The 15,749-nt window shown below is 66.4% G+C and carries 9 protein-coding genes; 2 read left to right on the plus strand and 7 right to left on the minus strand.

Annotated features, from left to right (window positions below; translation table 11 throughout):
- Positions 1-110: 110 nt before the first annotated feature.
- From PSC72_RS18870 to PSC72_RS18890, 5 genes are all read right to left on the minus strand, one after another.
- Positions 111-2,342: an ABC transporter ATP-binding protein gene (locus PSC72_RS18870; protein ID WP_274322972.1), complete on the minus strand. Its 2,232-nt coding sequence runs from the start codon at positions 2,340-2,342 to the stop codon at positions 111-113.
- Between the two features lies 1 nt (position 2,343).
- Positions 2,344-3,468 (minus strand): ABC transporter permease, encoded by a 1,125-nt coding sequence (locus PSC72_RS18875; protein ID WP_274322973.1) that lies wholly within the window; start codon positions 3,466-3,468, stop codon positions 2,344-2,346.
- 140 nt (positions 3,469-3,608) lie between these two features.
- On the minus strand, positions 3,609-4,613 hold the full coding sequence (locus PSC72_RS18880) for an ABC transporter permease (protein WP_274322974.1): 1,005 nt from the start codon (positions 4,611-4,613) through the stop codon (positions 3,609-3,611).
- Between the two features lie 215 nt (positions 4,614-4,828).
- Entirely contained in the window at positions 4,829-5,023 is a 195-nt protein-coding gene (locus tag PSC72_RS18885; protein ID WP_274322975.1) for a hypothetical protein, read from the minus strand.
- Positions 5,024-5,184: 161 nt separating this feature from the next.
- Positions 5,185-7,104, minus strand: a complete 1,920-nt coding sequence (locus PSC72_RS18890; RefSeq protein WP_274322976.1) for an ABC transporter substrate-binding protein — start codon at positions 7,102-7,104, stop codon at positions 5,185-5,187.
- Positions 7,105-7,264: 160 nt separating this feature from the next.
- On the opposite strand from PSC72_RS18890, the gene PSC72_RS18895 reads away from it, so the two are divergent.
- Positions 7,265-8,734 (plus strand): pectate lyase family protein, encoded by a 1,470-nt coding sequence (locus PSC72_RS18895; protein WP_274322977.1) that lies wholly within the window; start codon positions 7,265-7,267, stop codon positions 8,732-8,734.
- Between the two features lie 171 nt (positions 8,735-8,905).
- Here PSC72_RS18895 and PSC72_RS18900 read toward each other — a convergent pair whose 3' ends face one another.
- Both PSC72_RS18900 and PSC72_RS18905 read right to left on the minus strand, forming a co-directional pair.
- Positions 8,906-11,458, minus strand: coding sequence for a DUF7282 domain-containing protein (locus tag PSC72_RS18900; protein ID WP_274322978.1), 2,553 nt, complete (start codon positions 11,456-11,458; stop codon positions 8,906-8,908).
- 115 nt (positions 11,459-11,573) lie between these two features.
- On the minus strand, positions 11,574-12,620 hold the full coding sequence (locus PSC72_RS18905; protein ID WP_274322979.1) for a Gfo/Idh/MocA family protein: 1,047 nt from the start codon (positions 12,618-12,620) through the stop codon (positions 11,574-11,576).
- An 808-nt stretch (positions 12,621-13,428) separates the two neighbouring features.
- Between PSC72_RS18905 and PSC72_RS18910 the strand changes: the two genes are divergently transcribed.
- A complete protein-coding gene (locus PSC72_RS18910; RefSeq protein WP_274322980.1) occupies positions 13,429-15,654 on the plus strand; it encodes a pectate lyase in 2,226 nt (741 codons plus the stop codon).
- Positions 15,655-15,749: the final 95 nt, after the last annotated feature.

The raw sequence follows: 15,749 nt of genomic DNA on the forward strand, positions 1-15,749 counted from the left end.
CTTCCGAACGGCAACCGGCTACCAGCCGCTGGTGTGTCGAGGAAACGCGGAAGAACGGCCGAAACAGGACGAATCGAACGACGCGGGTGAAGCGGGCGAAACGGCTGTCGTCAGTCGTCTGACGGCGCCGCCTCGCCGCCGGTCGCGGAGAAGTCGTCGTCCGCGTCGTCGACGATAGACTCGCTCTGCCAGTACTCGTGATCGTCGACCATCCGGAAGCAGGCGCCGCGGTGGGACTCGCTGCCCGTTTCTGCCGCGTACGACCCGGGCGTCTGCTCGGCGCACACCTCGCGCGCTTCCGGGCAACGGGTGTGGTAGCGACAGCCGCTCGGCGGGTTCGTCGGGTCCGGGATGTCGATCTCCCGGATCGGCGACTCGTCGGCGCGCTCCTCCTCGGGGTCGAGCTCCGGCGTCGCCCAGCGCAGCGCCTGCGTGTAGGGGTGCTGGGGGTTGTTGATGACCTGCTCCGGCGGCCCGATCTCGACCAGCTCGCCGAGGTAGAGGACGCCGATGCGCCCGCCCGTTCGCTCGGCGATGTACCGGGCGTTCGCGAGGTCGTGGGAGATGAACAGGTACGAGGTGTCGAACATGTCCTGCAGTTCGATGAGGAGGTCCATCATCTCCACGCGCAGGCTCACGTCCAGTGCGCTGACCGGCTCGTCGGCCAGGATGACCTCGGGGTTCATTAGCATCGCGCGGATGAGCGCGACGCGCTGTTGCTCGCCGCCCGAGAGCTGGTGGGGGTAGCGTTCGTAGTAGTCCTCCGGCGGCGTCATCCCGACGTGTTCGAGCATGCTCATGACGCGCTGGCGGCGGTCGTTGCCGTCGAGGTCCTTGTGCCAGCGCTTGAGCGGCGCTTCCAGGATCTTGCTGTTGCGGCGGTGGGGGTTGAGCGCGCTCCCCGGGTCCTGGTGGACGATCTGGAGCGACCGGCGGATCTCGCTCCACGAGACCGAGCCGTCGCCGTTGCCGTCGCGGACGTCCCAGATGTCGTTGCCGCGGTACTCGACGCTGCCGCCAGTCGGCCGCTGCAGGCCGACCGCGGTCTTGCCGAGGGTGGTCTTGCCGCAACCGGACTCGCCGACCAGCACGACCACGTCGTTCTCGTAGATGTCCAGGTCGATGCCGTCGACGGCCTTGACCGCCGGCGGGTCCTCGAAGAAGTCCAGGAAGCCCGACTCCTTCTCGAAGTGGACTTCCACGTCGTTCATCGAGAGGACGGGCTGTTCGCCCTCGCGGTCGGGGACGGGCTTCGTGGACCGCCTCTCCGTGCCGTCGTCCGCGAGTTCGGGCGAGTCCGCGTCTTCGGTCATCGGGATCTCCTCGGCGGAGTGCTCCCAGTGGTGGCAGTGGACGAACCGCCCTTCGCCGGCGTCGTACGGGCCGGGGTCGACGTCGACGCACTCCTCGTCGGCGAGCGGACAGCGCGGGTGGAACGAGCAGCCCTCGGGGACGTTCACCGGGTCCGGCGCCGACCCCTCGACCGGCCGCATGTTCTCGATCGGCGATTCGAGGTTCGGCGTCGACTTCAGCAGCATCCGCGTGTAGGGGTGCGCGGCGTCTTCGAGGATCTCGTCGGTCGGTCCGAGTTCGACGAACTCGAAGGCGTAGAGCACGCCGACGCGGTCGGCGATGTCAGCGACCAGCGGCAGGTCGTGCGTGATGAAGACGATCGTCAGGTCGTAGCGCTCCTTGAGGTTCTCCAGCAGGGAGATGATAGAGCGCTGCATCAGCAGGTCGAGCGCCGCGGTCGGCTCGTCCATCACGAGCACTTCCGGTTCGAGGACGAGCGAGAGCGCGATGAGCGCGCGCTGTTTCATCCCGCCCGAGAGTTCGTGCGGGTAGGAGTCGAGCACGCGGTCGGCGTCGAGGTACAGGTCTTCGAGCAGCTGGCGGGCCCGCTCCATGCCCTCGCGGACGTCGTAGTCGTGGGCCTCCAGGGTCTCGACGAAGTGCGTCTCGACGTCCCGGACGGGGTTGAACGAACTCATCGCGCCCTGGAACACCATCGACACCTCCTCCCAGCGGTACTGCTTCCGCTCCTGCTTGCTCAGTTCGAGCACGTCGAGGGACTCGCCGTCCCCGGGGTTGTACGTGATGTCTCCCCGGAGGTAGCCCGGGTCGACGACCGCGTCGAGCAGGGCCGAGGCGAACATCGACTTGCCCGACCCCGACTCGCCGACGACGCCGAGCACCTCGTTGCGCTCGATGTCCATGTCGACGTTGTCGAGGACGCGCGATTCGCCCCGTTCCATGTCGAACGAGACCGTCGTGTCTCGCATCTGCAGGATCGGGTCGCTGTGCGTCACCGTTCGTTCGTAGTCAGTCTCAGATACCGTCATTTCAGACACCTCCGACCATGCTCTCGCCGCTCGTGTCTTCCTCTCCGCTCGCCGCCCCCTCGTCACCAGACCGCTTCTCGTGGCGGGCGCGGACCCGCGGGTTGAAGACGCGGTCCAGCGACTGTCCGAGGAGGATCAGCCCCACGGAGAAGACGATGATGGCGATCATCGGCACCAGGAACCAGTGGAGCGCGCCCGGTCGGACGTGGGCGTTCGAACTGTAGGCCTGGTTGAGCGTGATCCCCCAGTTGAGCTTCTCGAAGGGCAGGATGCCCAGATAGTACAGGGCGACCGCCGAGAAGATGACCCGGCGAGCCGCGTTAGTCAGGTTGATCACGACGAACGGCATCAGGTGCGGGACGATCTCCTTGAAGATGATGTCCCGGTTGGGGATGCCCATCGCTCGCGAGGCCTCGACGAACGACTCCGACCGCAGCGTCAGCATCTGCGAGCGGATCGCCCGCGCGAGTCCGCCCCACGCGGCGATGCTCAGCAGGATCCCGACGACGTACGGGTCGTTTCCGATGGGGAGCAACAGCGCCAGCACCATCACCGTCGGCAGACCCGGCAGGTTGATGAAGATGTCCGTGATCGAACTCAGGACCGTGTCGGCCCAGCCACCCTTGTAACCGGCGATGGCGCCGACGAGCGTCCCGACCCCGACGGTCGCGAGCGCGCCGGAGAAGACCATCTTCAGGATCTCGGTCGTGGAGTAGACGACCTGCGAGAACAGGTCACGGCCCATCTGGTCGGTCCCGAGCGGGTAGTCCCAGTTCTGGAACGGCTTCGCGAGTGCACCGGCCTCGCCGACTTCGGTGGGCGAGATGATGTGCGGTCCCACGATACCCATGAAGAGGTAGGTGAAGACGATCGTGAACCCGATCCGGGCCCGCCAGTCCGTCCAGACGATCAGAAACGGCGCGCGGACGTAGGTGTCGTAGATCTTCCGGATCCTGTCGAGCCGCGTCTCCTCGACGGAGGAGACGACCTCGAATGGGGAGTCGACGCCGACGTTGCCGCCGTCGGTCCTCGCGACCGGATCGTCGGTCGCCTCGTCGGCGTCCGGGATGGCTTCCAGGGCGTCCGCGTGGTCCCGCCGGTCCGCCCCGTCGGTCGAATCACTCATCGGTCGATCCCTCCGCTGTCCGTTCTGATCGCTCGGTGGATTCCATATCTCTCTGTTTCGGTTGTCTGTGACGGGCTTCACCCGTCGTCGCGGCCGCAAGCCGCCGCTCTGGGGACGGGCGCTCGCCCGCCCAGTTGGTCTCAGTACGACTCACTTTCCTGCCCCCGTGCTCGCGGGTCCAGATAGCCGTACGTCAGGTCGGCGATCAACAGCGTGGTGACGACCGCGAGGGTGATCACCACGAACCCGCCCATCATCAGCGCGTAGTCGCGCTGGTAGGTAGCCGACAGCATGTACCACCCGATGCCGCGGTACTGGAACACCTGCTCCAGGACGATGGACCCGCCGAACATCTCGCCGATGCCGATGAGCAGCGTCGTGTACATCGGGAGGATGGCGTTGCGCGCGACGTACTGCGTCGAGATGGTCACGTCGGAGAGCCCGCGGAGTCGGGCGACTCGGAGGTAGTCCTCGCCGAGGACGCGGATCGCGTTCCCACGCATCCCCAGCGACGCCACCCCGGACGCGACGATCATCGAAAGCACCGGCAACGCCGCGTGTCGTATCACCCCCGCGATGAACGGCCACGTCAGCCCGGGTTCGACTCCGGTCGGCTGTTTCCCGCCCGTCGGGAACCAGCCCCAGCGGTACGACATGAAGATGAGCAACATGATAGCCAGCACGTAGAACGGGATCGACCCCATCAGGATCGCCCACGAGGTCAGTCCGACGTCCAGTTTCCCACCTTCCCAGTACGCCATCAGGGCGCCGACCGAGATGCCGATGAAGAAGCTGATGAACGTCGCCCAGCTCAGCACGAACAGGGTCCAGGGAAGCGACTGAGCGATGATGTCGACGACCGATTCCTGGTAGTACACCGACTGTCCCAGGTTCCCCTGGGCCATGTTTATCATGTAGTCGACGTACGCCTGCGGAATCGGTTTCGTCGGGTCGATGCTCAGCCGCAGTTCGACCAGTTGCCGTGCTCGCGCCGGATCCATCCCACGCCGCTCGAGCTGCTGGATCATCGCCCCCATCGGATTGCCCGGCATCATCCGGACGATCACGAACGAGAGCGTGATAACGGCCCACGCGGTGAACGCTGTCTGCCCTAGCCTGCGCAGACGCCAGTCTATGTTTACCATGATCCTACTACTTGAAGGGTAGTGATTCCGAACCCCTTGAATGTATCCCTCCACCGCCCGCACGCGTACCCGCAATCAGACCGAGAGTCGCGGTCGACTGACAGAAGCCACGGATATATGGCAACTCGCCCACAGAAACCGGGGCTACGTTTCGGCCGGCCGATAGAACGCGAGGCCAGTCAGACTGTTGTGATCGCCCATCGCTCCGCGGGCTGTCAGAACGGCTCCCACTCGGTGCGGATGACGACGGCGCTGGCGATAAACGACAGGACCGTCGGGACGAGCGTCAACTGTGCGACGACGTACGGGGCGGTTCCGGGTTCGAGGACGGAGAAACAGAACGCCAGCAGGAGGAGAAAGAGGATGTCGACCCCGAGGATCACCTTGGCAGCGGACTTGAGCAGTCCCATACCCCCCGACTGACGCCGCGGAGATATAAGCGTTCGCTCGGCGGCCCGCGCCGGACCGAGAGCACTTCGGCCCGCTCGCGAGCTGTAGGACGCTGTCGCTCCGCGACGTGGCGGGCGCAAAAAGCGAAGTGAATCGGGGCCGTCGACGGCGGTTCGACCGGTTAGTTACCGGTGTACTGGATGCCGTCGCCGACTTTCGTCGCGATGAACAGCGCGTCGTCGATACCCTCGGTGATCTCCGGGGACGCGTTGAGCTTCCAGTTCTTCTTGTTGAACGCGCCCGCGTCGGGCTCGTACATGTTCTCGTGCTCCGGCACGTACTGGTTCCACCACCACATCAGCTCCTTGTGGTACTTGGAGTCGCCGGTGGTCTGCCACTTCTGGATGTGGTCGGCGACGTTGATCTGCTTGGTCCCGCTCGACCCCTCGGGGTCGCCGATGGGCATCGGGATCTCGGCGTCGAGCGAGAACTGTGCGAGGCTGGAGAGCCAGTCGACGACCAGGCCCGGCGCCCACATCGCGGTGATGCCGTTCGCCGAGGAGCCGTCGGGGATCATCTCGTACTCGCCGTTCTGACGGCGCTCGTCGAAGGTCGCCGTGTCGACGGAGTTCTGGGTCACGCCGATACCGAAGTCCTCGAGGTTCTTCTGGAGGACCTGGAAGTCGACCCGCTTGGTCGCGTTCAGGAACTCGAGTTCGAACCGCTCGCCGTCCGGCGTGAGCCAGTTGCCGTTGCTGTCCTGCTCGAAGTCGGACTTGCGCAGGTACTTGGCGGCGCGTTCGGTGTCGTTCTGGCCGTACATCTCGAAGTCCTTGACCCACTCGGTCGACTCGTGCTCGCCGCGTTGGAGGATGCGACCGGGCACGCGGCACGGCGCCCACTTGAAGCGCCGCTTGACGCCCTGCAGCAGTTTGTCGACGCCCTTCCGGTTGAAGACGTGGCAGATGGCCTTCCGGACGTTGCGGTCGTTGACCGGGGTGTCGTAGTCGTTGTTGGCGCCGCAGTTGAACGTGAACAGGCTGTTGGCCGAGCGCGCCTGGCGGTACAGCGAGTGCGTGTCCGGCAGCTGCTTCTTCAGGTCGTTCTGGACCGGGAAGCCGCCCGCGGTCGCGTCGACCTGGTTGCTCGAGTACGGCTGGACCGGCTGGTTCGTGTTCGGGAAGTTCCGCATCGCGAACTCCCGGAAGTTGATGTTCTCGGCGTTCGGGTGGTCCTCGTAGAGCTCGCAGACGATGATGTTGTCGCCGACGTTCTTGAGCTGGAAGGGACCGTGCCCGATGGGGTTGTTCGTGATCTTCGGGTAGTTGGCCGTCGTGATCTCCTCGATCACGGCCGTCTTGTCGTCACCCGAGGCGTTGCGAAGGCGCTTGTGCCAGTCGCTCCACTTCTTGTCGTCGTGTTTCGTGAAGACACCGCGCGCGAGGTTGCCGTGGTAGTCCGCGATGGTGTTCTGCATCGCGAACTTCGGCGCGTACGGCGTGTGCAGGTTGACCCGGACGAGCCGGTCGTCGACCGCCTCGATGCTCTCCATCGCGACGTGGGCGTTCTCGCCGTCCTCGGCCTGGGCCTTCAGGATTTCCAGTTCGATCTGCTGCTCCATCACGTAGTCCTGGGCGACGAACTGGTCCCCGTTGTGCCACGTGTAGTCGTCGCGGAACGTGGCCTCAAGGGTCGTGTCGTCCGTCATCTCCCAGTCCTCGATCATCACGGGGATGATCTTGTCGGCCGACGGACTGTAGGCCGCCGGGCGGTCCATGATAGCCGCGCCGGGCCACCAGCAGCCCGTCTGGGCCGGGTTCCAGGGGTTCAGGTGTCGCTCCGGGGGCGCCGCGTCCGCGTGGTCGAACAGCCGGAACCGGGCGTCGTTGACGTTGGACATGCCATCGCCGCCGTCGCCGGATGTTCCGTCGCCACCGTCGCCGGAGGTTCCGTCGCCACCGTCGCCGCTCCCGTCACCTGGCGTCGGGGTTCCGTCGTTCCCCGAGCAACCGGCGAGCAGGATGACGCTTCCGGCGGCACCGGCCCTGATGAAGTCACGTCTCGTACTCCCGTCTGATCGCCAGTTGTCAAAGTCTGGCATACCCCGACTTTGCACATGACACTATATATACTTAACTATCTTTGCGGTGATGTTTGGTCCCAGGTCGCGGCTCGATCGGACGACCGGCCGCCGGTCGGTCGACCGAACGGCAGCGCTACGCTCCGGCATCTTTAACGGAGGGAAACCCATGGGGACGGGTATGACTGAGGAGCGCAGACGAGACAGCGACAGTGATCGGACTCACAGACCGGCGATCTCGCGGCGTCGGCTCCTGGCGATCGCCGGACTCGGCGCGGCGGGCGCGACAGCCGGCTGTAACGGACTCGGCGGCGATGCCACGCCGACGCCGGACCCAGATGGCGGAAACGATCCGGCGGACTCACCGGCGTCGACCCCGACCGCGACGGCGACGCCCGAGGCCACGGAAACGGCAGCGGAGACGTCGACGGCGACCGAGACGTCCACCCAAACGAGCGTCGCATCGGGGTTCGACGCGGACACACTCGCCGAGTCGCCGAGTTCGCACGTCGCGCCCGCGGACGGCTTTGCCGACGCGTCGTGGCTGTCGGGCGCGCTTCCCGACGTCGTGAAGGTGACCACTCTCGACGCGTCGGGCGAGGGGTCGCTCCGCTGGGCGCTCAATCAGCCCGGGGCACGGATCGTCGTCTTCGAAGTGGGCGGCGTGATCGACCTCGGCGGCCAGTCGCTGGCCGTCTCCCGCCCGAACGTCTTCGTCGCGGGCCAGACGGCGCCGTCGCCCGGGATCACGATAATCCGGGGCGGCCTCACGATCGGTGCCGACAACGTGATACTCCAGCACCTGCGCGTGCGACCCGGCGACGACCTCTCCGGCCCGGTCGACTGCATCGGGAACGAAGGCGGGTCCAACGTGATCGTCGACCACTGCACGGCCACCTGGGGGTCCGACGAGAGCATCTCGACGAACGCCGGGGCTGAGAACCCGAAGGTAACCCTCTCGAACAACCTGATCGCCGAGTGCCTGAACGACTCGATCCACCCCAAGGGCGAACACGGGTACGGCACGCTCGTCATGGACCGGAGCAAGCAGGTGACCATCGCGGGCAACCTCTGGGCGAACAACGTTGCTCGCCACCCGCGTCTGAAAGGCGGGTCGACCTCGGTCGTCGTGAACAACGTCGCGTACAACTACGAGCGCGCGCTCAACCTCGGCGGCGGCGTCGCCGACGAGACGCGCGCGTCCGTCGTCGGGAACTTCTACGCCGCGGGCGAGCGGACCGACCCGGATGACCCGGTGATCGGCACGACGTACACCGACGCGGACGGCCCGGTCACGGCCTTCGTCGCCTACAACGAGACCGACCCGTCGTCGATACCCATCACCCGCGACGGGACGCGGATCGACCTCGTCAGCGAACGCCCGTTGTGGCCCGACGGCCTCGCCGCCGTCCGCGGCGAGGCGGCCTACGAGAACGCACTCTCGGCCTCGGGCGCGCGACCGGCCGACCGGGACGCTATCGACGAGCGGATCGTCTCCGACGTGGACGCGCGCGCCGGCGGCGTCATCGACAGCCAGGAGGAGGTCGGCGGCTACCCGGACCCCGAACCGACGGAGCGCGAACTCGACGTCCCCGAGTCCGGCCTCGCCGAGTGGCTCCGCGAGTTCACCCTCGCCGTCGAGCAGAACTGACCGACGACCGCCGCGTTTCTGCGATTCGGCGTTCGAACCTGTCGCGATCTCCTCAGCAGTAGCCACGCCGTTCGCTGCTATCGCTCCCCAAAGAGACGGCCGTGGCGGTCGGTGAGCGAAAGCGAGGCGCTGTCGGACGGAGACCGCGAAAAAAGGAAGTTGCTCGGTAATTCAGTCGCGGCGCAGGCGGACGAAGGCGGCCGCCAGGAGCGCGACGATGGCCGCGGCGATACCGAAGCCGGGGCCGCCGTCGGACGTGGTCTCCGCACCGCCGTCGTCGGGCGTCTCCGTCGGCGTCGCCGTGGCCGGCGCGTCAGTCGGCGTGGCCGTCGGCGTCGCCGTGGCCGTCGCGGTCGGCGTGGCCGTCGGCGTGTCCGTCGATTCGACGGTGTAAGCCGCGCTCGCCGCGGCGACGTTACCCTCGGTCTCGTAGGGGTCGTCCTCGGCCGGGAAGTCGAACTGCTGGTTCCCGTTGGTGTCCTGGTGCGCGACGACGTACAGCGTCGCGTCCTCGGAGACCGCCTCGTCGAGGGCGACCTCGAGGCCGCTGTGTTGGCCGGCCTCCAGGTAGTCGGTCGACCCGACCGTCGGGCCGAGCTGGCTGCCGGTGTGGACGGAGACGAACCCGCCGTCGCTCAGGTTGACGCTGTCGACGACGACCGACTGCCCGTCACCGGACTGGTCGCTCATCGAGATGGTCGCGCTCGGCGGCGCGACGACCTCCGCGGTCGTGTTCAGCGTCGTGATCGGCGAGTTCGGCGGGTCCTCGATGCGGGTCGCGTTGATGACCAGCGTCGTGCCGTACTCCAGATCGCTGGTGTCCATCGTCACGGACACCGACGAATTGGGCATCGAACCGGCGATCTTGCCGGCCATCACCGGACCGGAGCCCGTGTTGACGATCTCGCTCCAGGACTCGGAGACGTTCGCGTCCGGCGAGGTGACGTCGATCGTCCACTCCGCACCGGCGGCGACCTGGGTGTTCAGCGTGATCTCCGCTTCCTGGGTCTGGGGCACCTCCACCGGCGCGCCCTTGTTGTTGATCCAGGTCTCGCCTTCGAGAGTCTCGAAGCGGACCGTCTCGTTCAGAGTGCCGTTCTCGGTCTCGATGGTCATGGTCCCCTCGTAGGTCTCACCGGGCTCCATCTGGACGGGTTCGCCGTCCTGGTAGAGCACGAGTTCGTTCGGATTGAGGTGGACGAACACGCCCTGAGACTCGTTGTTGTAGACGCGCTCGTCGGCCTGGTCGGGGTCCTGCACGACGGTGACGCCCGAGTCGTTCTGCGCGAGGTCGAGCGTCTTGGGCGCGCCGTCCGCGTTCGTCTGGGTGAGTTCGAACGACAGCGGCGAGTTCACGAACTTCTCGTTGGCGTCGCGGCCGGGCGACTTGGAGATGGCCGGGAACACCGACTGGCTCGTCTCGTAGTGGAGCCACATCGTGTCCCAGGCCTGGGCGCCCTGCGAGTCGTAGGCGACCGAGTCGTCGTAGCCCACCTCGCCGTCACCGATGCTGTTCGCGATCTCGGCCGGCGTCGACGTGTCGTCGATCCCGTACGGGAGCCCGAGGGGCTTCCCGTCGGAGAGGTTCGCGGCCGGGATGGTGTAGTTCGGGTCGATGATGTCCTGGACCGTGCCCGAGGAGTTGGCGACCGCGATGCGGTTCTCCGCGGAGAAGTACTCGTCGTCGTCCCGCGGCGTGCCCGGCGCGTACAGCGTCAGGTTGAAGGACTGCCCTTCGCGACCCGAGAGGTTGAACGCGGCCGTGATGGTCCCGTTGGGGATGGTCCCCATCGTGTCGCCGCCGAGTTCGTAGTTGCCTTCGAGCTCGACGGTCTCGGTCTGCGTGTCGCCGTTCTCGAAGGTCAGCTCCATCTGCATCTCGGTGCCGGCGGCGAGCGTCGCGCTCCCCGACAGCTCGGAGGTGAACCGGTTGCCCGGCGCGTACGACTCGTTGAGGCTACCGGTGCCCTCGACCATCTTGAACGACGTGTTCACCGTCTCGCCGTGGATGTCGAAGGTGGCCCGGTACTCCTCGCCGGTCGAGAAGTTCGCCGACTCCCCGTTCTGGGAGAGCGTCGCGCGGTTCGGGTCCATCCAGACGTAGACGCCCGTGTCCGGATCGTCACCGGTCGACCAGTCGCCCTCGACCTCTTCGGTGTCGCCGAGGATGACGACCGGCGGGATGGACTGGCTGGTGTTGGCCGAGACCGGCGCGGGCTCGAAGCCCTGCTGGTTGGCCGAGATGTTCAGCGTCTTGTTGCCGTCGACCTGACTGATGTCTACGCTCCAGTTCTCGCTCTGGAGGAAGTTCTGCGTGACGACGCCGTTCTCGTCGGGCGCGAGTTCCTCGACGCCCGAGGCCTCGACGTGGACGACCGCCATGTCCCAGTTGCCACCGGGGTTGCGCGCCGTGGAGTTGTCGACGCGCATGTGCCCGTCGCCCTCGGCGTTCGCGATCATGTCGATGCCCGACGTGTCGTCGGCGTACTCGTTCGGCAGGAACGGGTACGGGCCGTTCCCGTCACCGTCGTCGCGGTACCACGAGAGCGTCAGCGACTTCGCGCTCTCGTTGTCCACGACAACCTGCTGGCTTGCGATGTCCGACCCCTCTGTCGAAGTAGCGTCCGAGACCGCACCGGCGACGGCCGAAGCCCCTGCGACGGCGGAGAGGGCCACGAGTGCCGCGATAAAGACGGCTCGGAAGCGATGTGTTGTTCGTGTCATGCTTACTCTGAACGTGATTCAATCCTTATAATGCAAGTACCTCATTAAAAACCTTCGTGTTTGTGTACCACGGCGCGTGCGACGGCGGCCCCCAGTCGCTCGATACGACGGTCCGCTACAGAACGGCGTCGTCCAGGAACGGGAACTCCTCGGCGAGCGAAAGCCGCTCGTTCCGCCGACCGGACTCGTAGGCGGCCATCGTCACGACCACGGCCTTGAGACCGTCGAGCGCGGTGGCCGGCGGCTCTTCGCCGGTCTCGATCGCTTCGAGGAACGCTGTCCCCTTGCTCAGCCGCCGGTCGTAGCCGTTGTAGGGGTCGTGTTCGGTGCCCTCGGCGTCGATGGTCATGCCGGTTCGGTCGTCCCACTCGCGCCCTTCCAGGTAGACCGCGCCCTCTTCGTCCCAGATGTGGACGTGTTCGCGCGTCCGTGCGACCACGCCCGTGTCGGAGACGTTCGCCATCGCGCCCTCCTCGAACTCGATGATCGTCGAGGACTGCTTGTCGAATATCTGGTCGTCGTCGTGGAAGTCCACGTAGGCGTTGACGTGCGTCGGCGTCAGCCCCGTCGTCCAGAGGATGGCGTCGACGACGTGGGTCCCGACGTTGAGGAGGTGCCCGCCGCCGGAGAGTTCGGGATCCATCCGCCAGTCCTCCATGTGCTCGTAGTAGGACTGCCAGTCGTGGGTGATCTCGCCGGTGATGAATCGGGGTTCCCGATCGCCGAGCGCCCACCGCTCGCGTGCCAGGTCGTAGGCGGGATTGAAGTGGCGCTGGTAGCCGACCATGAACGTGCGATCGCTCGCCTCTGCTCGTTCCCAGAGGTCGTGAGCGTCCTCGACGCTGGTCGCGAGGGGCTTCTCACAGAGCACGTGGAGGTCGCGGTCGAGCGCCGCGGACGCCTGACGGTAGTGCAGACCGTTCGGCGTGGCGATCCCCACTGCGTCGAGTGGTTCCTCGTCCAGCATCGCCTCGTAGTCCAGGTACTGCGACGACGCCGGGACGGAAAGCTCCGCCCCCGCGTCCGCGAGACTCTCCTCGCTCACGTCGGCGAGCGCGACGAGTTCGGAATCGGGGAGCTCCTCGAACTGGCGTGCCAGCCGGATCCCGAGGCTCCCGACGCCGGCGATACCGACGGTTACCGCATCGGATCGGTCGACCATAACGAGTTGCTGTTGACCCAATCCGCCATTAACTGTTTCCCTCGGGATCGGTCGCGGCCGCTGCCGTCTCGGGCCGTTCGTGACGCATCGAACTCATCTCTCGAAGCGAGCGATCCTCTGTTCTGTACTCGGGAACAGAAAGGCGACTATATTCGACCAATATATCCCCACAGATGCCGATAACAACCGACACACCCACGTTATCTATATATTCGCAGTGGCGGAACGTGAAATGTCTCTCCAATCGACACGTATCGGTGTTCGAACGGGCTCACCACGGCCTTCCACCGATAGCGACGTAATCCGAGCACCGACCGGAACGGACGAATCAATTACAATATTACTACTGTAATACATCCGCTCGCTCGGGAGAGAACGGACGTGGCGCCGTATCTCAGCGGACGCGATCGCCGTGAACCGACGGGAGAACCGTCAGCCGGCCGACGTAGTTCGCGACCACCGGAACCGAAGGTATCGGCGAACCCCCGTTCTTCGCTTGGGAACATCGATGACAGTCCCGACGACGGTCGTACACCGTAGTTCCGTCGCGAGATTCCTCGTTCCCGCCGCGCAATCGATCGTTGATCGGGAACGTCCGAGATGTAACTCCACTCCCCGTTCCCCAGGGGGAAACGGGATGTGGCAGATCCATCTCGCAGCGCAGGCGGTCAGTATTGGCCGTTTCGACGACTGAGAAGCCCTGTTTCCCTCGTCGAGCTCGAGGTTAGCCACGGTCGGCCGCCTCCGTCCCGACCGGCTCCCCTCCAAAAGGATTAATATCCTTCATTCGAACCGGTTAAGACAGACGATGAACCCCGATAGACGAACATTTATCCGAACGCTGGGAGCCGGCTCCATCGCCGGGCTCGCCGGCTGTTCCGCGTTGTCGGGCGGCGACGACACGGACACCCCGGCCACCGACGCGGAACCGACAGACGCCGAGAAGACGAGCACGCCCGAACCGACGGGGACGGAGACCGACGCGCCGACGGACACCGACGCACCGGCGACCGGCGACGGCCCGACGGTCATCACGATGAAGGCCGCCGGCGCCGACATCTGGGAATCGACGGACCTCGGTCACTTCTTCTTCGCGGAGGTCAGCGGCGACTTCGACGCGCGCGTCGAGGTCACGTCGCTGGAGAACACGAACCCCCACGCCAAGGCCGGCCTGATGGCCCGCGCGGCGCTCGACCCGAAGTCGCGGAACGTCATGGTCCGCAAGCGCGCGGGCTTCGGCACGTCCCCGCAGTGGCGGCCGACGGACGGCGCCGCGACGACCAGCACCACCTCGGAGGCGGGCGCGCCGCTCAGTCGCGTCGAGGGCGGTACCATGAACGACGCCAACTGGCAGCGCCTGCAGCGCGTCGGCGACACGATCCGCGCATACGGCTCCCAGAACGGCGAGGACTGGACGCTGATGGTCGAGCTCACCGCCGACCAGATCGAGCTCCCCGACACGGTCTTCCTCGGGCTGGCGGCGACCAGCCACGACAACGCCAGCGCCACGACGGCGAAGTTCCGGAACCTCTCCGGGGTCGAGCCGACGAAGAACCAGGATCTGGGCAGCCCGATCATCTCGGGTAGCGTCTCCGTCGACCAGGCCGCGGTCATCTCCGGTCTCGGCGCGGAGTCCTCGCCCACGGGCGCGACCCTCACGGGGACCCTGGAGAGCATGGGCGGTTCGGACACCGTCGACGCGCGATTCGAGTACCGCGAGGCCACCGCGTCGGAGTGGCAGGCGACTGACGCCACCTCGCTCTCCGAACCGGGTGCCGTCGAGGTCGACGTCTCCGGCCTGACCCCCCGGCGGTACTACGAGTTCCGCGCCGTCGCCGCGACCGGCGACCAGGAGTTCGCCACGGTCGCACAGCTGTTCTCGACGCCCAGCGGGTCTGACGGCAGTTCGGACCAGGGTCCCGCGAGCAGTTCCCACGTCGACCCATCGCAGGGGTTCGCCGACATGGCCCCGTGGCTCGACGACGACACGCCGCTCGTCGTCGTCGACGAGCCGACCCGCGAGTCGCTCGCGGCGGCGACGAGCATCCCGGGCCCGCGCGTGGTCGTCTTCGAGACCAGCGGCACCATCGACCTCGGCGCCCAGGACCTCAACGTCCGCAACGACAAGTGCTGGATCGCCGGCCAGACCGCGCCGTCACCGGGCATCACGCTCATCCGCGGCGCGCTGAAGATCTACGGTAACGACTGCGTCGTCCAGCACATCCGCTCGCGCCCCGGCACCGCCGGCATGGAGCGCGGCGACGGCTGGCAGCCCGACGCCATCGAGGCCGTCGACGAGACGACCGGCAACGTCATCGACCACTGTACCGGCACGTGGTCCGTCGACGAGAACATCAACATCGGCTACGACACGAGCGACAACACCATCACGAACTGCCTGATGGCCGAGCCGCTCAACGACGCGACCCACGGCAAGGGCGAGCACGGCTACAACTCCATCATCGGCGACCGCGCGAAGAACGTCACGCTCGCCGGCAACGTCTACGGCCTCGCGACCGACCGGAACCCCCGGCTCAAGCAGGGCACCGAGACGGTCGTGGTGAACAACCTCATCCACCACTACCACGACGGCATGTGGGCCGACCCGGAGACCAAACACAGCATCGTCGGCAACGTCTTCGAGGACCCCCAGACCGACCAGCCCAACATCTTCGGCGACGGCAGCGTCTACGCCGAGGACAACGTCCAGAACGACGACGCCGACGTGCCGATGATCGGCGACGGCATCAGTCAGCTCGACTCGCGGCCGCTCTGGCCGGAGGCGCTCGAAGCCGTCTCCTCCGGGGAAGTCAAGTCGCACAACCTCGAACACGCCGGGGCGCGACCGACCGACCGCACCGAGACCGACAAGCGGATCATCTCCCACATCCGCAACGGCGAGGGCGGCGTCATCGACAGTCAGGAGGAGGTCGGTGGCTACCCCGAACTCGCTGAGAACACCCACTCCCTCGACGTCCCGACCACCGGTCTGCGCGCGTGGCTCCGCGAGCAGGCCGCCGCCGTCGAACCGTAACGAGCCCGCGATCTTCTCTCCGTTTTCGGCGCGCAAGAACCCGGTAGCGACTGCGTCGCCCAGAGCGAACAGCGAAAGGCGGCGCTCGACGGCGT

It is taken from the genome of Halosimplex aquaticum (genome assembly GCF_028747785.1).
Classification (GTDB): Archaea; Halobacteriota; Halobacteria; order Halobacteriales; family Haloarculaceae; genus Halosimplex; species Halosimplex aquaticum.

Excerpts from the sequence above, each read along its gene's own strand:
- PSC72_RS18875 (WP_274322973.1), bottom strand. The coding sequence starts at position 3,468 with ATGAGTGATTCGACCGACGGGGCGGACCGGCGGGACCACGCGGACGCC.
- PSC72_RS18905 (WP_274322979.1), bottom strand. The coding sequence starts at position 12,620 with ATGGTCGACCGATCCGATGCGGTAACCGTCGGTATCGCCGGCGTCGGG.
- PSC72_RS18900 (WP_274322978.1), bottom strand. The coding sequence starts at position 11,458 with ATGACACGAACAACACATCGCTTCCGAGCCGTCTTTATCGCGGCACTC.
- PSC72_RS18870 (WP_274322972.1), bottom strand. The coding sequence starts at position 2,342 with ATGACGGTATCTGAGACTGACTACGAACGAACGGTGACGCACAGCGAC.
- PSC72_RS18910 (WP_274322980.1), top strand. The coding sequence starts at position 13,429 with ATGAACCCCGATAGACGAACATTTATCCGAACGCTGGGAGCCGGCTCC.
- PSC72_RS18880 (WP_274322974.1), bottom strand. The coding sequence starts at position 4,613 with ATGGTAAACATAGACTGGCGTCTGCGCAGGCTAGGGCAGACAGCGTTC.
- PSC72_RS18895 (WP_274322977.1), top strand. The coding sequence starts at position 7,265 with ATGACTGAGGAGCGCAGACGAGACAGCGACAGTGATCGGACTCACAGA.
- PSC72_RS18890 (WP_274322976.1), bottom strand. The coding sequence starts at position 7,104 with ATGCCAGACTTTGACAACTGGCGATCAGACGGGAGTACGAGACGTGAC.
- PSC72_RS18885 (WP_274322975.1), bottom strand. The coding sequence starts at position 5,023 with ATGGGACTGCTCAAGTCCGCTGCCAAGGTGATCCTCGGGGTCGACATC.